This is a genomic window from Cryobacterium sp. M91 (assembly GCF_002929615.1).
Taxonomy (GTDB): Bacteria; Actinomycetota; Actinomycetes; order Actinomycetales; family Microbacteriaceae; genus Cryobacterium; species Cryobacterium levicorallinum.
On record NZ_PJJT01000089.1, the window covers coordinates 1 to 18371 of the forward strand.

Sequence of the window (18371 nt, forward strand, 5' to 3'; positions counted from 1 at the left end):
AAACCCCCGCCTACCGCCTCAACCAGCTACTTCTCGAAGCAAAAACCCCCGCGTTGCCCTGACCACTTGACTTTGCCGCCGGAATCGGGGTCAAACTCACGGCTCGGCGGCCGCGCCAGGGTCAAACTCACGGTTCGAGGGCGAGAGCCGTGGCCGCGGCCGATTAGCGCTCGAGCGGCTCGCCGAACAGTGCGAACAGCCAGACCACGATCGACAGGATCGTCATCCCCCAGGTCATCGCGCCCAAAAACAGTCGGGTAGAGATGGACGGACGAACCTCGGGTGAACCGCCTAGGTTGACAATCGGATCGTCGCGCAGCGAGCGGCGCACCTGGCTCCAGATCGGCGGAACGAGCACGAGCAGCGCGGAGACGATCACGATCGGCAGCGCCGGCAGGGCGAAGAGCTCCCTCGTGCCGCTCCACAGACTGAGGCCGATGGACGTACCGAACCCCAACAGTGCCGCAACCACGATCATCCAGGCGCGCGGACGCAGGCGTGCGAGCGCCTGGAGACATGTCGGTACGAGCACCACGACGATGCCCCCGGCAACGAATACCACGAGTGTTTTCAGGTCGATCTACACCGCCGCTCCGTGCACGAGCGGCAGCGCCGAGAGCAGAAAGCCGAAGAGTCCGAACACGCCGAGGCTAGCCCGCAGGTTCAAAGCGTTCACCGTGCGCAGCGGGATGGTCGGCAGGTTCAGTTCGGCTGCATAGCGCTTGGAGCTGCCGAAGCACTGCTCCGCACTCGTACCGGAATCGGCGAGAAACTCTCTGGCGCTGGCCAGGGCATCGCCGATTGCGTCACCCGGTACCCCGAGCAGCCGCAGCTCGATCGTGAATTCATCGAACCTGGTGGCGTCGTCGGTCGCTTTAGAGCGGATGTCGGTGCTTCCATTGTCGGGATCGCGCGGGTTGCTGGTCATCATGGCGAGCCTTTCACCTTGCTGAACGAGATTTCGCATTACTTGCCCGGGTAGAGGGCGAAGGTGAGCACGACGCTGATCGCGCCGTAGAACACCAGCATCCAGTTGATGGTGATGATCGAAAGGCGCACTTTCAGCGAGGGGCGCGGATCGGGCTCGGCACCCGGCTCAACGATCGGGTCAGGCCGCAGGGTATGGTGCACCTCGTTCCAGATGGGCGGTGCGATCAGCAGAATTCCGGCTCCGATGGCGATCGGCAGCGCCGGAACATTGAACAACACCGCCTGGCCCTGCCAGACGATGAGGGCAAAGGGACCGCCGCCGACAATCATCAACCCGAGCGCGATCAGCCACACCCGTGCTGGACGCGCGCGCACCAGCACGGGTATGAGTCGCGGGACCAGCGCCAGCGCCAGAATCATCCCGGCCAGCGAGAATAGCATCCACACCTTCACGACCAGAAGGTCGTCGCCACCCGCGAGGGGAAGGACCGCTTGCGCCAGCGTGACCAGCCCGATCGCCCCGATTCCGCTGTTCAGCAGCAGATCGCCTTTCGAGCCCTGAGACAACGGTACGGTCGGCAGGTCGAGTTCCGCGGCGTAGCTTTTGGGGCTGCCGAACGATTCGTCGGCGCGCGCACCGGAGTCGGCGAGAAACTCCCGAGCGCTCGCCACGGCATCGCCGATGGCGTCGCCGGGCACGTCGAGCAGGCGGAGTTCGATGGTGAACTGCTCAAGCCAGGCGGCGGTGTCGGCCTCGCGTGCAGTGTCAGCCAAGCGGATGCCGGCGGCGCGGGCATCCGCTTCGGCGCTGCCGGAGGCAGCCGGGCTGGAGTCGTGATCGCGCGGGTTGCTGGTCATCATGATTCGGCCGGCCCTTTCTGCAGGTGGTCGTGCACGGTGGTGGAGAAGCGCTGCCATTGGGCGGCCTGCTCGGTGAGCTCTTGCCGTCCGGCGTCGGTGAGCGAGAAGTATTTGCGGCCCGGACCCCCGGCGCCCGGTCGCCATTCGGCGGCGATCCAGCCGGCGGCTTCGAAGCGGGTGAGCAGCGGATAAAGCGTGCCACCCTTGATGGCACCGAAGCCGGCGGATTCGAGCGCCGATGCGATCGCGTAGCCGTAGGTCGGGCCCGGCGCGAGCGTGCGGAGCACGCAGAGGCCGAGGGCGGCGCGCATCCACTCGGCTGGCCAGGTTTTTGGTTGCATGACTACATAGTCTCCCTAGTTAGCCAGACTGTCTACTCGAGGATCGGGCAGCCACGGGCATGCCATACTTTCGTTGTATCAACACGGGAGTCCGATTAATCGGGCTGAGAGGAAGCTGCAGAGGCTTCGACCGTCGAACCTGATCTGGATCATGCCAGCGCAGGGAGGCTGACTCGTCTTTCCCGTGCCCCCACGAAAGAAATGGGCACGATCATTCCAGAAACCTTCACAGCCACACCGGCGGAATTCGGCATTGGCGCGCGCCTCACCCTCGCCGTCATGCGCGACGACTACGCCGCCGTCATTCTCGACGCGCTCCAGCAGGCAGATTCGACCGGGCTCGCACTTCAAACCGGCGTCGTCAGCACCTACCTGTCCGGCGCCGAACCCGACCTGCTGCGCTACGTCAGCCAGGTCGTCGCCGGTGCGAGCCGCAGCGGAGCCCACGTCACGGCAACCGTGCAATTCTCCCGCGGCTGCCCCGGCGAAGTCACCTGCACGCTGCCACCCACCGCCGGCTGTTCGCCGAGGTCGTGAACCTCACCCCCACCGGCGTACACGCCGTCGCAGAATGGGCACTGTATCCACTGGATGACGGCACCGGTTCTGCTTCAGCCGATCACATGCGCGACATCTACGCCGCGATCGAGACCGCCAAGGCCTCCGGGCTCACGGTACACAGCGAGCACTTCGTCACCCGGCTCGAGGGCGACCTCGCCCTCGTGCTGCAGGTCATCGCCGCCGGCTGGATCGTGGCCGGCCGAACGGTGCAGCACGTGGCGACGCACGCGACCCTGTCCCTCAACAGCCCGAGCCTGAACTCCCATGCGCCCTGACGCCGACCAGAAGGAAACAGCCATGCCCACAGCATCCGCCAAGAAAAGGCACTGGAGCCTCAAAGACCTCGTGCTTGTCGTCGTGCTCGGTGTCGTGTTCGGCTTTCTGTACTGGATATTCGTGCAGGCCTGGACCGCCCTGTCGATCACGATGGGTCCGGCCGGCGACCTCGCGCAGCACTTTCTGCTCGGCTCCTGGCTGCTCGTCGCCCCGATCGCGATCGCCATCGTGCGACGGCCGTTCGCCGGCATCTTTGCGGAGGTTATCGCGTCGGTGATCGAGGTCGTCTTTCTCGGCTCCATGGTCGGGCCGCTGCTCTTCGTCGCCGCCGCCATTCAAGGCGCGGGCAGCGAGATTCCGTTCGCCCTCACTCGCTACCGCAACTACAGCTGGCTGACCTACGCACTTTCGGGGCTGCTCGGCGCCGGGCTGGTGTTCTTCTACTCGGCATTTCGCTCCGGCTGGTACGGCCAGGAGATCTTTCTGCTGCGCCTCGCTATTCAGCTGATCTCCGGCGTGATTCTCGGCGGGCTGCTGGCCAAACTCATCGTCGATGCCCTCGACAAAACCGGCGTCGTCGACAACTTCGCGATCGGCCGCGATCGCCTCGCCCGTGCCTGAGACCGACATCCTGACACTGCAGGACGTGTCGGTGCGATTCCCGCGTCGGCCCGAGGCCGTGCTCAGCGACGTGTCGGTGCGCCTCGCGCCGGGCGAGCAGCTCATCGTGTTCGGCGCCTCCGGTTCGGGCAAATCCACCCTGTTGCAGACCATCACCGGCGTCATTCCGCATTCGGTCGTATCCTCGCTCGGCGGCAGTGTGCGCATGGGAGGGACGCTCAGCATCGAAACCTCCGTCGTCGAGCTGTCCCGGCTCGTCGGCGTGGTCGCGCAGGACCCCGCGTCGTCGGTCTGTCTGCCCGACGTCGAACAGGAGCTTGCCTTGCCGCTCGAAAACCGCGGTGTCGACCCGGCACTTATCTCGGCGCGCATCGATCGCGCCCTTGACGCTGTTCAGGCACGGATGCTGCGACATCGGTCGACCGGGCAGCTGTCCGGCGGCGAAGGCCAGCGCGTGGCCCTCGCCGCCACCCTCATCGCCGAACCGGCCGTGCTCCTGCTGGACGAACCCACCTCGATGCTCGACGCGGCGGGATTGGGCGCCGTGCGCCGCGCCATCCGTTCGGCCGTCGACACCTACCGGCCGGCCGTCGTGCTGGTCGAACACCGCATCGACGAGTTCACGGGCACGGCGGGAATCGCCGGGCTGCCGCCACGCGCACTCGTGCTCGGCGAGGCCGGAACCGTCATTGCCGATGGTCCCACGGTCGACGTGCTCGCCCAGCATGGGCGCTCGCTCAATCAAAACGGATGCTGGCTTCCGCTCGAAACCGAATTGCTTGCCGTGACCGGGTGCGCCGGCGGGCTCGGCGAAGCGGGCGTGCGCGCCGGCCTCCGGTCACTCGGCGAGCCGGCCGGAGCCTTGGGGCGACGGCAGGACTTCGGCCGGATCGTTCTGACCGCCACGGATGTGGTCATTGATCGCGGGGTTGGCGCGCCGAACGGGACCGCCACAACGGTTCTCGCCGGCGTCAGCCTCACCCTGCGGGGCGGCGAAATCGTGGCCCTGCTCGGCGGCAATGGAACGGGCAAAACCTCGTTGCTGCTGACCTTGGCGGGATTGCACCGGCCATCGGTCGGCACCGTGACCGGCGCCCGACCCGGCATGATCTTTCAGAATGCCGAGCACCAATTCGTCGAGCACACCGTGCGCGGCGAGATTCGGCATGGGCTGCCGAGCCTGAGCGATGACGAGCTTCAGGCCATTTTGCACCGGCACCGGTTGACCCACCTCGCCGATCAAAGCCCGTATCGACTGAGCGGCGGCGAGAAGCGGCGGCTCAGCGTCGCCGCCATGCTCGCGCACGATCGGCCGGTGCTGCTCGCCGACGAACCCACCTTCGGCCTCGATCGCCGGGACACCATCGCCACCCTGGCAGCGCTCGGCCAGGCGGCCGACGCGGGCCGCAGCATCCTTTTCTCCAGTCATGATCTGCGAACCGTGGCAACCCTCGCCGACCGGGTGATCGTGCTGGCCGACCATACGGTGATCGCCGACGGGCCCGTGTTCGAGGTGTTGCGGTGGGACGAGGTACTGAAGCAGGCCGGGCTCGAGCTGCCCACGCTGATTCGGCACCTGCTCAAGGAATTCGATTCTGACGCGCGGATTCGCCGCGTGCTGGGTCAGCTCGACGCTGCCGTGGGCGCGACGACATGACTGCTCAACTCATCGACATCGATGCTCCCCCGACACGACGGCCCGTCAGCGCCCTGGCCAGGCGCAACCCGACCGTCAAACTCGCGCTTCTGTTCGTCGTCTCCCTCGTGCTGATGTTTGTTTTCGATCCGATCACGCCACTGGTGCTGTACCTGCTCGCCCTCGGCGCGGTCGCTGTCACGGCTCGCATTCCCGTGAAAGTATTCGTTCTCGCACATATTCCATTTCTGGCATTTGCTCTCGGCCTTCTGATCGTGAACGCGCTCAGCCGGCCGGGGGACGTACTCTGGCAGTCCGGGGTGCTGCGGATCACCACCGAGGGACTGCTCGTGGGGGCTGCCCTCGCCCTGCGCACCCTCGTCATCGGCGTGCTCTCGATCGGCTTTGTGCTCTCGACCGACGGCGTGGCCCTCATGACCAGCCTGCACAAGCACGCCCGGCTCGGCTCCCGCCTCACCTACGCCGTGCTCGCCGGCTACCGTATGCTCGAAGAGTTGCCGCGCGAGTGGCAGACCATCCGCCAGGCACACGCGGTGCGCGCTCCCCTCCGCCCCCATGGCAAGCCGCCTCGCGGCCACCGTCAATACGGTCGGGCAGCCTTCGCCCTGCTGGTGCTATCGATTCGCAAGGGCGAGCGGATGGCGCAATCCCTCGAGTCGCGCGGCCTCGGCCTGACCCCGCGCAGCACCTGGCGGCGTATTCCCCTCACCCGCACCGACTGGGCCATGGCCGCCGCGGTGCTGACCACGTTGACCGTCGTCGTCGGCCTGAGTTCCTTTCTCGGCTTTCTGGAAGGCTTCCATGCGCTCAACACCTGAACGAACCCAGATACACTTATGCGCCACGGTCAACCCGCCGCCCCGTGGGTCTCAACGCGTGGAAGCGTTTGAAGGGGTATGAAACTCACGGCTCGGCGCAAGCGTCAGGCCAGGGTGCCGTCGACGAGCTTCACGATCATCGAGCAGTCCTTGCCGCCCTGCCCCTGATCGACCAGGCGCTGGAACAGCTCGGCGACGTGCTTGCCAATCTCGAGCGGCGTGTCGGTGGCTTCCGCCGCCGCGATTGCGAGACCGATGTCCTTATTGGCAAGTTCGGCGGTGAAGGTCGGCGAAAAGTCGCGGTTCACGGCCGCTGACGGCACGACGCCAGCCACGGGATACCAGGTGCGCAGCGCCCAGCTGTCGCCCGATGAAACGGATGCGATATCCCAGAAAACCTGCGGGTCCAGTCCCAGCCGATCGGCCAAAACTGCCCCCTCGGACGTCGCGGCCAGGTTGATGAACAGCATGAGGTTGTTGCAGATCTTCGCCGCCTGGCCGGTCGTGGCCCCGCCGGTCGGAATAATGTGCGCCGCCATTGGCTGGATGTAGGTGGTCGCGTCGGCGACGGCATCCGCTTCGCCACCGATCATGAAGGTGAGCGTGCCGGCCTCAGCACCGGTGATGCCACCCGAGACCGGGGCGTCGACAAGGCGAAAACCCGCAGCTTTCGCCGCGTCGTGCAGGGCCTGGGATGATTCGATGTCGATCGTCGACGACTCCACCAGGAGCGTTTTCGGGTCGGCATGGGCGAAGACTCCCGCCTCGCCGAAGTACACCGCGCGGGCGTGCTCACCCTTGGGAAGCATGGTGAAGACGACGTCGGTGCCGTCAACGGCGTCCTGGATGCTGGTCGCGCGGGTGACGCCGGCAGCGACCGCAGCGTCGAGGGCCTCGGCGTTGAGGTCGAAGCCGCGCACGCTGTGCCCCGCCTTCACCAGGTTCGCCGTCATGGGGCCGCCCATGTGTCCGAGTCCAATCCATCCGATAACCGCCATGGCATAGCTCCTTCGCTCCGGTGACGGGCGTCAATGCCCGTCCCGTACACGATGGCACAACTTGGCGGGAGCTAGTGCACGTACTCCAGCAGGTCCGCCCCGACCGCGCGCATCCCCTCGAGCACCGCGAGGCGGGTCATCAGCAGGGCGTCGTCGAATGCCATCGACACGGCGTAGGTCGCACCGGCCCGAGGACCACGCAGGATACCCACCTCGCTGCGCACCCCGGCGGTCGTGCCGGTCTTGTTGACCATGAGCAGACCGTGATCGCTCTCCCGATGCGCCAGGGGGTCGAGCCCAAAGGCGCTCGCGACCAGCGACAGGTCGGTGTTGAGCGACAGCCAGCCAATCACGCGCGCGCTCGTCTCGGCGTCCACGATCTCGCCGCGGGCGAGCGCGGTGAACAGCCAGGTCAGTTCCTTGGCGCTGCCCACTGACAGCTGCGGTGCGTCATCGGGGCCACGTTTGTCGCGCACCAGGTCGAGCAGCGCCGTGCGGCTGAGGCCGAGCTGCTCGGTGCGGGCACGCACCGAGTGCAGCCCGACGGCGCGAATGAGCACGTTCGTCGCGAGGTTGTCGCTCGTCGACCCGACGAGGGCGGCGAGATCCGCGACGCCCAATCGGGCCACCTGCAGGTGCTGCCAGACGCCGGAATCACTCACGGCATCGACATTCGTACGCTCGAGCATCGTGGCCATACCGAACTCGGCGTCTTTCAGCCGCGCGGCCACCTCAATCAGCAGCAGCACCTTGCCGATACTCGCGGTCGGCATGGAAACGTGGTCGTCGACCGAGAACAAGACCCGCCCGGTCGCGAGGTCGGTCGCCCGGGCCGAAACCTGCACACCGTTCAGGGCGAGGTCGCCGAGGGCGGCGAAGCCGCGAGCGAAGCTTTCTGGAGTCTCGGCGCCGCGGTGTTTGCCGCCGGGCGCTGCGGCGTGGCGGGAACGCATCAAACCTGAGGCGACGGTATCGCCCGCATTCGGGCCGGACCGATGCCCGCCGCCGCTCGAACCAGAACCGCTGGACAAGACCATCGTTGGCTCATTCCTCCCTCGGTGCTGCCGATCGCTACAAACCCGGACTGCGTCAATCTGCTCTGAGTCACTCTGCTCAGCCAGCGACTACAGCGGCAAACGGCGCAAGGCCAGCCTCTGGCCGATCAAGGCGCACGGCCAACCCTAACCCAGACGGGGGACGCGCGAACTGGCCGAGGCGAGAAGGCCAGATCATGACACCCCACTCGGGCCTCGGCATGCCCGCCGCGGACAGTACCGCTACCAGATCGTGACGCGCTTGTCGGGGGCGAGCCAGAGGGCATCCGCTTCGGAAACGTCGAACGCCTCATAGAACGCGGGAATGTTGCTGACGATCTGGTTGCAGCGAAACTCGTTCGGCGAGTGCGGGTCGATGGCCAGCAAGCGGATGGCCTCAGCGTCGCGTAATTTCATTTGCCAGGCCTGGGCCCAGGAGAGGAAGAAGCGCATTTGCCCGGTGAGGCCGTCGATGACCGGGCTGTCCTGGCCATCGAGCGAGAGCAGGTAGGCCTTCCAGGCGATGGAGAGCCCGCCGAGGTCGCCGATGTTCTCGCCGATCGTGAGCGCGCCGTTCACGGTGTTTCCGGGGATGGCCTGCGGTTCGAGGCCCTCGAACTGGGCGATGAGTGCGGTCGTGCGCAGCTCGAATGCGGCCTTGTCGTCGGCGGTCCACCAGTCGGTGAGGCGGCCGTCGCCGTCGTACTTGGAGCCCTGGTCGTCGAAGCCGTGGCCGATCTCGTGGCCGATGACCGCGCCGATCGCGCCGTAGTTGGCGGCTGGGTCGCGATCCTCGTCGAAGAACGGAAACTGCAAAATGGCGGCCGGAAAGACGATTTCGTTGAATCCGGGGTTGTAGTAGGCGTTGATGGTCTGCGGCGTCATGAACCATTCGTCGCGGTCGAGCGGCTTGCCGATCTTGCCGAGCTCGCGCTGAAACTCGAACTCGCCAGCGGCCTTGACATTGCTGATCAGGTCGTCGGCGCTGATTTCCAGGCTCGAGTAGTCGCGCCATTTCACCGGGTAGCCGATCTTCGGCGTGAACTTGCTGAGTTTCTCGAGCGCCCTCCCGCGGGTCTCCTCGGTCATCCAGTCGAGGGTGCTGATGCTGTTCTCGTAGGCGGCGACGAGGTTCGCGACCAGCACGTCCATGCTCGCCTTGGCGCTCGGCTTGAAGTGGCGCTCCACGTAGATGCGACCGACGGCCTCACCGAGGGCACCCTCGACGAGCGAGACACCGCGCTTCCAGCGCTCGCGCAGCTGCGGGGTGCCGCTTAGGGTGCGACCGTAGAAGTCGAAGTTCGCCTCGACAAATTCACTGGACAAATACGCAGCACTCGAGCGGATGACCTGCCACCGCAGCCAGTCCTGCCAGGCCTCCAGACGGTCCTCGGTGAGCGTCGCCGCGAGTCCGACAATGTAACTCGGTTCGCGCACGACGACCTCGGTGAGAGCACCGGACGGGCCGTCGAGGCCGTCCAACCAGAGGTCGACGTCGGCGCCGGCAGCGAGCGCCGAGACCTGGTCCCAGGTGCGCAGGTTGTAGGTCTTCTCACTGTCGCGCGTGCTGACTTTGTCCCAGTGGTGCGAGGCGAGTTCGGTCTCGAGCTCGAAGACGCGCGCGGCGCGGCCGGCGGCGTCGGCGAAACCGGCGAGGGTGAACATCCGCTCAAGGAATTGCTGGTACTTGGCGCGAATATCAGCGAACTTCTCTTCGCGGTAGTAGGACTCGTCAGGCAGGCCGATGCCGCCCTGCGCGATGAAGACGAGGTAGCGTTCGGGGTTGCCCGGGTCGTTGTCGACGTAGAGGTGGAAGGCTCCGGCGACTCCGCCACGCTCGAGGCGGCCGAGGGTGGCGAGCAATTCGGAGATGGTGGTGACGGCATCGACCGCTGCCAGGTCCTTGTGCAGGGGTGTCGCGCCGAGCGCTTCGATGCGCTCTTCGTCGAGGAAGCTTGTGTAGAGGTCGCCGAACTTGCGTTCGAGGCTGCCCTCCGGCGCGGTCTGCGCCTCGATGATGATCTCGCGCACGGCCTTTTCGGCGTCTTCGGCGAGCATCATGAAGGAGCCCCAGCGGGCCTTGTCGGCGGGAATTTCGCTGCGCGCAATCCACTGGCCGTTCACGTGCCGAAAGAGGTCGTCTTGCGGGCGCACCTCCGGGTCAAGTTCGTGTCTGTTGATTCCGGATGCAGTCGCCAGCTCAGTCATGCCTCCAGCCTATCCGGGCGGGGTGACAGGCAGCCGTATAGCGGGATCGTGTGGGCTGTGATGGGCGAGCGCGCAGGCATCCGCTCGGCGAAGACGATTTCTACGAGTGGATGCGCGCGGCACCCGGGTTGGCGGCCGCCGATCACCTGTTTCGCGCTCGTGCACTGGTGGACGGCTCAACTCTGGCAGGACTGGCGATCCTGGCACGGTAGCGCGTGATTTCAGCATTGGGCCCCGTCATGCAACAAGAGCCCCCTACAGCGCCTTGAGTTCCTCGGTCACCTGGGCGACGGACTTCTTCGCGTCGCCGAAGAGCATCGTGGTGTTGGCCGCGAAGAACAGGGGGTTCTCGATGCCGGCGAAGCCCGAGCTCATGGAACGTTTGAGCACGATCACCGACCGGGATTCGGTCACGTTGAGCACGGGCATGCCGAAGATGGGCGAGTTCGGGTCGTTGCGCGCCGCCGGGTTCGTGACGTCGTTGGCTCCGATGACGATGGTGACGTCCGTGCGTGAGAACTCGCCGTTGATGTCGTCCATTTCCTTCATGGCGTCGTAGGAGACGTCGGCCTCGGCGAGGAGCACGTTCATGTGCCCCGGCATACGCCCGGCCACCGGGTGGATCGCGTACTTGACCTCGATACCCCGGGACTCGAGCACCTTGGCCATGTCCTTCACGGCGTGCTGGGCCTGGGCGACGGCGAGCCCATAGCCGGGCACGACGATGACCTGGTTGGCGTAGGCCAGCTTGATGGCGGCATCCGCTGCAGAAGTGGACTTCGCGTGCTGGTCACCGGTGCTCGTGGCCGAAACACCCTTGGAGCCGCCGCCGCCGAAGCCGCCGGCGACGATGGACAGAATCGACCGGTTCATGGCTTTGGCCATGAGGTTGGTGAGGATGGTACCGGATGCTCCGACGATCATGCCGGCGACGATCATCGCGATGTTGTTGAGCGCGAGCCCGGCCGCCGCCGCGGAGAGACCGGTGAGGGCGTTGAGCAGCGAGATGACCACGGGCATGTCGGCGCCGCCGATCGGGAGCACGGTCATAACCCCGAGGATGCCCGCCAGGATGAGGATCGCCACGAACCAAACCAGGTCAGCGCCGGTGGTGGTTGAGCCGATCCCGACGATGACGGCCGCGAGGGTGGCGCCGAGAAACAACATCGCGTTGAGCGGTTGTTGCAGGCGGCCGACCGACAGGGGGTGCCCTGGGAGAATCTGCTGAAGTTTCATGAAGGCGACGATCGAACCCCAGAACGACAGTGAGCCGATGATCGCCGCGAACAGGGAGGCGATGACGAGCGGGAGCACCGGGCCGGAGGCCGCGTGCAGGCCGGTGAAGCCGTCGCTTTCGATGAACTCGCCCCAGGCGATGAGCGCGACGGTTCCGCCGCCGACTCCGTTGAACAGCGCGACGAGCTGCGGTACTGCCGTCATCTTCACCTTGCGCGCGGGCGGGATGCCGAGGATCACGCCCACCACTAGAGCCGCGACGATGATCAGCCAGCTGCTGGTCTCGCGGATGTGGATCAGTGTCGCGACGACGGCGACGGCCATGCCGGCCGCAGCGATCTTGTTGCCGCGCACCGCGGACCTCGGGGCGGTCAGCCCGGAGAGCCCGAGGATGAACATGGCGAAAGCGACGATATAGAGGGCGTAGACGAGGATGTCCATGGTCAGTTCTTCCCGTCGGTCGCGGTGCTGGTGTTGGTGTCGACTGGGCGGGTTTTGAACATGGCGAGCATCCGGTCGGTCACGACGAAGCCGCCGATGACGTTGACGGTTCCGAACACGATGGCCACGAAGGAGATGATCTGCAGCGGAAGGCCCGGGTTGTGCGCGGTGCCGAGCACGACAAGGGCGCCGAGCACGACGATGCCGTGGATGGCGTTGGTTCCCGACATGAGCGGGGTGTGCAGCGTGTTCGGAACCTTGGAGATGACCGCGAAGCCGATGAAGCCCGAGAGCACGAGGATGGCGATGTTCGCCAGAAAGGAGTCCATGGGTTAGTTCCTGTTCGAGACTGAGTCACGTGTAACGCAGGAGAGCGCCACCACGTCGTCGGAATAGTCGGGGTCGAGTCGGCCGCCCGGCACGAGCAATTCGAGCAGGGCGGTGAGATTCTTCGAGTAGAGCTCACTCGCATGCTCGGGCATGGTCGAGGGCAGGTTGAGCGGGGACGCAATCGTGACACCATTGATGACGACGGTCTCGCCGGGAACGGTGAGCTCGCAGTTGCCGCCGGTCTCCCCGGCCATGTCGATGACGACACTGCCCGCTTTCATGCCGTGCACGGCGGCAGCGGTCACGAGCCGCGGTGCCGGGCGTCCCGGAACCAGCGCCGTCGTGATCACGACGTCGAAGGTGGAAATCGCGGCCTCGAGCGCCTTTTGCTGCTCGGCGCCCTCGTCGGCGGTGAGTTCGCGGGCATAGCCGCCGTCACCGGCAGCTGAGATACCCACGTCGAGCCACTGGGCTCCGACCGAACGCACCTGGTCGGCGACCTCCGGACGCACGTCATAGCCGGTTGCGCGACCGCCGAGCCTCTTGGCGGTCGCAAGAGCCTGCAGCCCGGCCACGCCAACGCCGAGCACGAGCACGCTCGCCGGCTTGACCGTGCCGGCGGCCGTGGTGAGCATCGGGAAGAACCGCGTGGAGAGCGACGCCGCGAGGATAACCGACTTGTAGCCGGCGACGTTCGCCTGCGACGAGAGGGCGTCCATGACCTGAGCCCGGGAGATGCGCGGGATCGCCTCGACCGCGTAGCCAACGATGCCGGCGTTCTGCAGGGCGGCGATTTTGTTCTCCGCATTGCGCGGTGCCAGGAACCCGATCAGGGTCGCGCCCGTCTTCAACCGAGCGATCTCGGCGTCGGTGGGCGGGGCGACCTTGAGCACGATGTCGGCGCTCCAGGCGTCGCCCAGGGTGGCACCGGCTTCGAGGTAGAGGTCGTCACCCATGAGGGCCTCTGCCCCCGCGCCGGATTCAACGACAACGTCGAGTCCCTTCGCGACGAGGGACGCGACGGCGCGCGGCACGAGGGCAACTCGCCGCTCATCCGCCCCGCTTTCGCGGACGACGCCGATACTGGGTGTTTCGGGGTGCGGTTGGGGATTCGGCATGGTGGGGCCTTTCGAAGCGGATGTCCGCACGATCGTCCTGAGGCGGCAAACATCCTTGCGGGGTGGACGCGGGCACCTGGGCCAAAAATGATGTTCCCGGCGCGTGCCCGAAGCGTCCACGGTCGGCAGAAGCTCCTGGGACGAACATAGCGGGATGGGGCGCGGGAGAGGCCCGATAAGTGGTCGCCGTTGATGAAAGATTCGGCTTTCTTAACAATGCAGCGGGTTGCCGGGGCTGACTTGAGACGTTTTCGCACATTGAGCAGTCAGCATCCGTGGAGCACTGTGGGCGTTCTTGGAAGGGCCGGGATGACCGCGCCCGATCCAGGTGAGCGCTACGGTAACCGGCGTAGCGCACACCGATTTCGGGCGCGGTCATACGCGGGTGGCGTATGCGCGGGTGGCGTATGCGCGGGTGGCGTATGCGCGGGTGGCGTATGCGCGGGTGGCGTATGCGCGGGTGGCGTATGCGCGGACCGCCGTAGAGTCGAAGCATCAATATTTTGCGCACGCAGCCCATAGACCGGGACATTTTGCGTCTCGCCGTACCCGCGCTCGGCGCGCTCGTGGCCGAGCCGCTGTTTCTGCTGGCGGATTCGGCGATGGTCGGGCACCTCGGCACCACTCCGCTGGCCGGACTCGGCCTGGCCAGCGCGGTGCTGCAGACCATCATCGGTCTCATGGTTTTTCTCGCCTACAGCACGACCCCGGCCGTGGCTCGCTGGCTCGGTGCGGGCGATTCCAAGAGGGCGGTGTCGGTCGGCATCGACGGGCTCTGGCTCGCCCTCGGCCTCGGCGTGGCGCTCGCGGCTGGCGGCCTGCTCGCCACCCCGGCGCTGGTCGGGGCGTTCGGCGCTGAATCCGCCGTGACAGCGGATGCCGCCACCTACCTCGGCATCTCCATGTTCGGCCTGCCCGCCATGCTGCTGGTGTTCGCGGCAACCGGCCTGCTGCGCGGCCTGCAGGACACCCGCACCCCGCTCTATGTGGCCGGCATCGGTTTCGGCGCGAACATCGCACTGAACTACGTGTTCATCTACCTGCTCGGCTGGGGCATCGCCGGGTCAGCCGTCGGCACCGTTGTGGCGCAGTGGGGCATGGTCGCTGTGTACCTCGTCGTGGTCACCCGGCATGCCCGACGCCACAGCGCCCCTCTTCGCCCGCACCGGGCTGGGCTTCTGCTGGGTGCCAGGAGCGGCGGCTGGCTGTTTGTGCGCACGCTGAGCCTGCGCGCCGCCATGCTGCTCGCCGTGTTCGTTGCCGCCCAACTCGGCTCCCCCGAACTCGCGGCCTTTCAGATTGCGATGACGCTGTTCGCGGCCCTGGCCTTCGCCCTCGACGCCCTCGCGATCGCGGCCCAGGCCCTCGTCGGCCGCGGCCTCGGCGCCGGGGATGTGGCACAGGTTCGCGACGTGCTGCGCCGCTGCCTGGAGTGGGGCGTGTTGGCCGGACTCGTCCTCGCCTTGGGCGTCATCGGCACGAGCGGGGTGCTCGGGCACGCGTTCACGAATGCCTCAGCCGTGACCTCGCTGCTGCCGCTGACCCTCATCGTGCTGGGGGCATCCGTTCCCCTGTGTGCGGTCGTGTTCGTGCTGGACGGCGTGCTCATCGGCGCCGGCGACGCCCGCTATCTCGCCCTGACCGGGCTGCTCAACCTCGCCGTGTTCGTGCCACTGGCCGCGGCGGTGCTGGTTTGGGCTCCGGCGGGAGAGGTCGGGCTCGCGCTGCTCATGGCCGCGTTCGCGCTCGGCTACCTCGGTGCCCGTGCCGTGACGCTGTCGCTGCGCGCCCGCAGCCTGGCCTGGATGGTCGTCGGGGCCCACTAACCGCCTGCCGCGCACGCTTCCTGCTCGCGCGCGCGGTACGGCAAGCCCGCATGCACGAATCAGCAGCGCCCTGAGCGAGTGGCGATGCGCCCCGGAACGGGGGTTATATCTACCTAAAAAGGGGGTAGGCGAGGGCGTTCTGGCAGATACCGAGCGTCACGCGGTCGCCGAGCTGGGGCAGGTCGGGCGCTGCAATGCGCGCGCGCACCACCGTTTTCTCCGAATTAGCGAGGGCGAAAGTGACCAGGGCATCGTGGCCGGCGTAGGCGATGGCCACGACGTCGGCATCCGTTGTTGGCTGGGCCGAACCCCGCGCGCCCAGGGTCAGCCATTCCGGACGCAGCAGCACGCACACGCCCGTTCCGTCGGCGGGAGCGGATGCTGCGGTCCGCTCACCCCTCGGCGCACCCGACGACTGCGCTGGCACTGCCTGCGCGCCCATCCAGTCCGCCGCGAGCGAGCCGAGGGCACACTCGACCCGGCCGCCCCGCCACAAACCGTCGAGCTCGACGGTATCGCCGACGAAGCCGGCGACCCACGGATTGACCGGGCGCTCGTAGACATCCGCTGGCGTGCCGAACTGCAAAATCTCGCCGCCGCACATCACGGCGACGAAGTCGGCCAGCGACAGCGCCTCCTCCTGGTCGTGCGTCACGAGCAGGCTCGTGTTGTGCTGGCCGCGCAGCAGTGCCGCGACCTCGGTGCGCAGGGCGGAGCGCAGCAGCGGGTCGAGGGCGGCGAACGGCTCGTCGAGCAGCATCAGGTCGGGCCGCGGGGCGAGCGCCCGTGCCAGCGAGACCCGTTGGGCCTGCCCGCCGGAGAGCTGGGAGGGGGCGCGATCGACGAGTTCGGCCAGGCCAACGAGGGTGGCGAGCTCTGCAATGCGGGCCGCGCGGCTGGTCTGGCGATCGCGGTCGGGTGTGATCGGTGCGGGTGCGAGGTGGTTGTGCCCCGGCGCGACTGGATGGTGCGCCAACGAAACTGTGCGCGGGTTCGCGGGCAGCGCCGCACCGGCCCTCAGCGAGGCCGGTCGTGTGCGGTTCGCGCGCCCCCGCTGCCTGAGTCCGGCAAGGAGCCCGGCGACTCGGCTCGGAGCCTCGCCCGGTTCGCAGTAGAGATCGTCGTTCTGCTTCGTGCGCGGCAGCCCGAAGCCGATGTTCTCGCCGACAGTGAGGTGCGGAAACAGCGAGGCATCCTGCGGGACCCAGCCCATTCCGCGTTTCTCCGGCGCCCGCTGCACGCCGGGGCCGGTGACGAGGCGTCCACCGACGCTGATGGTGCCGGAGGCGACCGGCAACAAACCCGCGACGGCGCGCAGGAGCGTGGTCTTGCCGCATCCGCTTGGACCGAGAACGGCCACGAGCGAGCCGCGCGGAATGCGCAAACTGACGTCGTCAAGCACTCGGCGGTCACCGTAGGCGACGCGGAGCGCTTCGATCGTTACCCAGCCCACTAGTTCTCCCTTGCTGTGCCGCGGATGCCGCTAAGCAGCACCGCGGGCACCATCGCCACGAGCACGAGCGCCGCAGCGTACGGCGCCGCAGCGCCGAACTCGAACAGTGCCGTGCGACTCCACAACTCGGTGGCGAGCGTGGACACGCTCGTCGGCCGCAGCAGCAGCGTCGCTGGTAATTCTTTCATGGCCGAGATGGCCACAAGCAGTGCACCGATCGCGATGCCGGGCAGGGCGAGGCGCGCGGTGACCCGCCACCAGGCCTGAAACGGTGACAGGCCGAGCATGCGGGAGACGTCGCCGAGGCTCGTCGGCACCGCCGCGATGCCGCTGCGCACGCTGCCAATCGCCCGCGGCATGAACAGAACGACGTAGGCAAAGACGAGCACGACGGAGGTTTGGTAGAACATCGGAACCGCGGCGAGCGCGAAGAATACGAGCGAGAGACCCACGACGATGCCTGGCAGGGCGTGGCCGAGAAACCCAACGGCCTCGATCACGGCGACCAGGCGACCGGAGTAGCGGGCCGCGAGCGCCGCGATCGGCAGCGCCACGAGCACGGCGACCACGGCGGCAGCGAGGGCGATCCCGAGGGTCGAACCGACGGCCTCGAGCAGCCGGGGAACGTCGATGGCGCGCAGGGTTTCGGCCTCGATCAGCCGGCTGAGCAGCCCGACCACGGGAACCACGACCCCGGCCAGCGGCGCGGCAACGAGCACTGCCACGTAGAAGGGCCCATTGCGGCCGGGCGCGCGGGAAGGCATGGTGCTGCGGCCGGGAACGCTGGCGACCTGACGGCGGCTGCGGCGTTCGCCGGCCACGACCACGAGGGCGAGCACCACGAGCACGAGGGCGAGCAGCGCGGCCTGGTTGCGGTCGAAGCTTGCGCCGTAGGCGGCGTTGATTCCCCAGGTCAGCGTCTGCAAACGCAGCATCGAGACGAGCCCGAAATCGCTCAGTGAGTAGAGGCAGACCAACAGCGCGCCGGCAATCGCGGCCGGGCGAATCTGCGGCCAGGTCGCCGCCGCAAAGGCCCGCAGCGGACCGCGACCCAGGGTGCGGGCCACCAATTCCAGATCAGCGGATGCCCCGCGCAGCGCCGCCGCGACCGGCAGCGTCACGTAGGGGGTGCAGACCATGGTCATGACGAACCAGCTGGCCCAGAAGCCGTTAAGGTGCGGAAACCACACCAGCCAGCCGTAGGCGGCGAGGTAGCTCGGCACCGCGAGCGGCAGCGCCGAGACCAGCAGGAGCGTGCGCTGGAACGGCAAGCGAATGCGAGTGAGGATCCAGGCGCAGATCGTGCCGAGCACGAGAGCGGACAGGGTGACGGCGGCGGCGAGCAGCACGGTGTTGATCGTGAGCTGCAGCACTCGCGGGCGCACGAGGGTATCGAGAAGTTCGGTCAGACCGGCCTCGGTCGTGCGCACCACCAGGTAGACCAGCGGGATGGCGGCCGTTGCGGCGCAGAGCGCAGCGACGGCCAGCAGCCAGGGCGGGGCACCGAAGCGGTACCGGGCTGGCGCGCGGGTCGCGGCCGTTTCCGGCGGCGGGATCAGTAGTTCGGTCATGCGCGCGGCCCGGGTGATCGGGCGGCTCGGGGAGCGGCCACCGGTGGGGTCGGGCGCAGCTCTCCGCAGCGGCTGGCGCTCCGAGACCGGG

At 67.3% G+C, this 18371-nt stretch carries 18 protein-coding genes and 1 riboswitch; of the genes, 6 read left to right on the plus strand and 12 right to left on the minus strand.

Annotated elements, in window-relative coordinates; translation table 11 throughout:
• Positions 1 to 163: 163 nt before the first annotated feature.
• Genes CXY80_RS14490 through CXY80_RS14505 form a run of 4 tightly spaced genes read right to left on the minus strand, consistent with a single transcriptional unit; the run spans position 164 to position 2132 of the window.
• On the minus strand, positions 164 to 562 hold the full coding sequence (locus tag CXY80_RS14490) for a hypothetical protein (protein ID WP_104132914.1): 399 nt from the start codon (positions 560 to 562) through the stop codon (positions 164 to 166).
• A gap of 18 nt (positions 563 to 580) precedes the next feature.
• Entirely contained in the window at positions 581 to 931 is a 351-nt protein-coding gene (locus tag CXY80_RS14495; RefSeq protein ID WP_104132915.1) for a hypothetical protein, read from the minus strand.
• A gap of 35 nt (positions 932 to 966) precedes the next feature.
• Positions 967 to 1791: a hypothetical protein gene (locus tag CXY80_RS14500; RefSeq protein ID WP_146070746.1), complete on the minus strand. Its 825-nt coding sequence runs from the start codon at positions 1789 to 1791 to the stop codon at positions 967 to 969.
• Positions 1788 to 2132 (minus strand): PadR family transcriptional regulator, encoded by a 345-nt coding sequence (locus CXY80_RS14505; protein WP_104132917.1) that lies wholly within the window; start codon positions 2130 to 2132, stop codon positions 1788 to 1790. Before CXY80_RS14505 ends, CXY80_RS14500 begins: the two co-directional genes overlap by 4 nt.
• A 73-nt stretch (positions 2133 to 2205) precedes the next feature.
• Positions 2206 to 2316, plus strand: a riboswitch (TPP riboswitch).
• Positions 2317 to 2333: 17 nt separating this feature from the next.
• Between CXY80_RS14505 and CXY80_RS20270 the strand changes: the two genes are divergently transcribed.
• Genes CXY80_RS20270 through CXY80_RS14525 form a run of 5 tightly spaced genes read left to right on the plus strand, consistent with a single transcriptional unit; the run spans position 2334 to position 6065 of the window.
• A complete protein-coding gene (locus CXY80_RS20270) occupies positions 2334 to 2669 on the plus strand; it encodes a Ykof family thiamine-binding protein (protein ID WP_233195397.1) in 336 nt (111 codons plus the stop codon).
• Positions 2666 to 2968, plus strand: a complete 303-nt coding sequence (locus tag CXY80_RS20275; protein WP_233195398.1) for a Ykof family thiamine-binding protein — start codon at positions 2666 to 2668, stop codon at positions 2966 to 2968. Before CXY80_RS20270 ends, CXY80_RS20275 begins: the two co-directional genes overlap by 4 nt.
• 22 nt (positions 2969 to 2990) lie before the next feature.
• Positions 2991 to 3590 carry an ECF transporter S component gene (locus CXY80_RS14515; RefSeq protein ID WP_104133006.1) on the plus strand — a complete coding sequence of 200 codons (600 nt, stop codon included), beginning with the start codon at positions 2991 to 2993 and terminating at the stop codon, positions 3588 to 3590.
• Entirely contained in the window at positions 3583 to 5247 is a 1665-nt protein-coding gene (locus tag CXY80_RS14520) for an ABC transporter ATP-binding protein (RefSeq protein WP_158251663.1), read from the plus strand. Before CXY80_RS14515 ends, CXY80_RS14520 begins: the two co-directional genes overlap by 8 nt.
• On the plus strand, positions 5244 to 6065 hold the full coding sequence (locus tag CXY80_RS14525; RefSeq protein WP_104132919.1) for an energy-coupling factor transporter transmembrane protein EcfT: 822 nt from the start codon (positions 5244 to 5246) through the stop codon (positions 6063 to 6065). Before CXY80_RS14520 ends, CXY80_RS14525 begins: the two co-directional genes overlap by 4 nt.
• Positions 6066 to 6169: 104 nt before the next feature.
• On the opposite strand, the gene mmsB is transcribed toward CXY80_RS14525, so the two are convergent.
• The 6 genes from mmsB to CXY80_RS14555 form a co-directional block, all read right to left on the minus strand.
• The gene (mmsB, locus tag CXY80_RS14530; protein ID WP_092448114.1) at positions 6170 to 7063 is read right to left on the minus strand and encodes a 3-hydroxyisobutyrate dehydrogenase; all 894 of its coding nucleotides are present in this window, start codon (positions 7061 to 7063) and stop codon (positions 6170 to 6172) included.
• A gap of 71 nt (positions 7064 to 7134) precedes the next feature.
• Positions 7135 to 8016, minus strand: coding sequence for a serine hydrolase (locus tag CXY80_RS14535; protein ID WP_092448202.1), 882 nt, complete (start codon positions 8014 to 8016; stop codon positions 7135 to 7137).
• A 324-nt stretch (positions 8017 to 8340) separates the two neighbouring features.
• Positions 8341 to 10305, minus strand: coding sequence for a M13 family metallopeptidase (locus CXY80_RS14540; RefSeq protein WP_104132920.1), 1965 nt, complete (start codon positions 10303 to 10305; stop codon positions 8341 to 8343).
• Positions 10306 to 10560: 255 nt separating this feature from the next.
• A complete protein-coding gene (locus tag CXY80_RS14545) occupies positions 10561 to 11982 on the minus strand; it encodes an NAD(P)(+) transhydrogenase (Re/Si-specific) subunit beta (RefSeq protein WP_092448112.1) in 1422 nt (473 codons plus the stop codon).
• Between the two features lie 2 nt (positions 11983 to 11984).
• Positions 11985 to 12311, minus strand: coding sequence for an NAD(P) transhydrogenase subunit alpha (locus CXY80_RS14550; protein WP_092448111.1), 327 nt, complete (start codon positions 12309 to 12311; stop codon positions 11985 to 11987).
• Between the two features lie 3 nt (positions 12312 to 12314).
• The gene (locus CXY80_RS14555) at positions 12315 to 13430 is read right to left on the minus strand and encodes an NAD(P) transhydrogenase subunit alpha (RefSeq protein WP_104132921.1); all 1116 of its coding nucleotides are present in this window, start codon (positions 13428 to 13430) and stop codon (positions 12315 to 12317) included.
• A gap of 503 nt (positions 13431 to 13933) precedes the next feature.
• On the opposite strand from CXY80_RS14555, the gene CXY80_RS14560 reads away from it, so the two are divergent.
• Complete coding sequence (locus tag CXY80_RS14560; protein ID WP_104132922.1) at positions 13934 to 15256, plus strand: MATE family efflux transporter; 1323 nt, start codon at positions 13934 to 13936, stop codon at positions 15254 to 15256.
• Between the two features lie 109 nt (positions 15257 to 15365).
• On the opposite strand, the gene CXY80_RS14565 is transcribed toward CXY80_RS14560, so the two are convergent.
• The gene (locus CXY80_RS14565) at positions 15366 to 16709 is read right to left on the minus strand and encodes an ABC transporter ATP-binding protein (protein ID WP_104132923.1); all 1344 of its coding nucleotides are present in this window, start codon (positions 16707 to 16709) and stop codon (positions 15366 to 15368) included.
• Complete coding sequence (locus CXY80_RS14570) at positions 16709 to 18280, minus strand: iron ABC transporter permease (RefSeq protein ID WP_104132924.1); 1572 nt, start codon at positions 18278 to 18280, stop codon at positions 16709 to 16711. The genes CXY80_RS14565 and CXY80_RS14570 overlap by 1 nt, the downstream gene beginning before the upstream one ends.
• Positions 18281 to 18371: the final 91 nt, after the last annotated feature.

What these genes read in the sequence shown, in the direction of transcription:
- CXY80_RS14495 (WP_104132915.1), bottom strand. Translation starts at nt 931, where the DNA reads ATGATGACCAGCAACCCGCGCGATCCCGACAATGGAAGCACCGACATC.
- CXY80_RS14500 (WP_146070746.1), bottom strand. Translation starts at nt 1,791, where the DNA reads ATGATGACCAGCAACCCGCGCGATCACGACTCCAGCCCGGCTGCCTCC.
- CXY80_RS14505 (WP_104132917.1), bottom strand. Translation starts at nt 2,132, where the DNA reads ATGCAACCAAAAACCTGGCCAGCCGAGTGGATGCGCGCCGCCCTCGGC.
- CXY80_RS20270 (WP_233195397.1), top strand. Translation starts at nt 2,334, where the DNA reads ATGGGCACGATCATTCCAGAAACCTTCACAGCCACACCGGCGGAATTC.
- CXY80_RS14515 (WP_104133006.1), top strand. Translation starts at nt 2,991, where the DNA reads ATGCCCACAGCATCCGCCAAGAAAAGGCACTGGAGCCTCAAAGACCTC.
- CXY80_RS14525 (WP_104132919.1), top strand. Translation starts at nt 5,244, where the DNA reads ATGACTGCTCAACTCATCGACATCGATGCTCCCCCGACACGACGGCCC.
- mmsB (WP_092448114.1), bottom strand. Translation starts at nt 7,063, where the DNA reads ATGGCGGTTATCGGATGGATTGGACTCGGACACATGGGCGGCCCCATG.
- CXY80_RS14535 (WP_092448202.1), bottom strand. Translation starts at nt 8,016, where the DNA reads ATGCGTTCCCGCCACGCCGCAGCGCCCGGCGGCAAACACCGCGGCGCC.
- CXY80_RS14540 (WP_104132920.1), bottom strand. Translation starts at nt 10,305, where the DNA reads ATGACTGAGCTGGCGACTGCATCCGGAATCAACAGACACGAACTTGAC.
- CXY80_RS14545 (WP_092448112.1), bottom strand. Translation starts at nt 11,982, where the DNA reads ATGGACATCCTCGTCTACGCCCTCTATATCGTCGCTTTCGCCATGTTC.
- CXY80_RS14550 (WP_092448111.1), bottom strand. Translation starts at nt 12,311, where the DNA reads ATGGACTCCTTTCTGGCGAACATCGCCATCCTCGTGCTCTCGGGCTTC.
- CXY80_RS14555 (WP_104132921.1), bottom strand. Translation starts at nt 13,430, where the DNA reads ATGCCGAATCCCCAACCGCACCCCGAAACACCCAGTATCGGCGTCGTC.
- CXY80_RS14570 (WP_104132924.1), bottom strand. Translation starts at nt 18,280, where the DNA reads ATGACCGAACTACTGATCCCGCCGCCGGAAACGGCCGCGACCCGCGCG.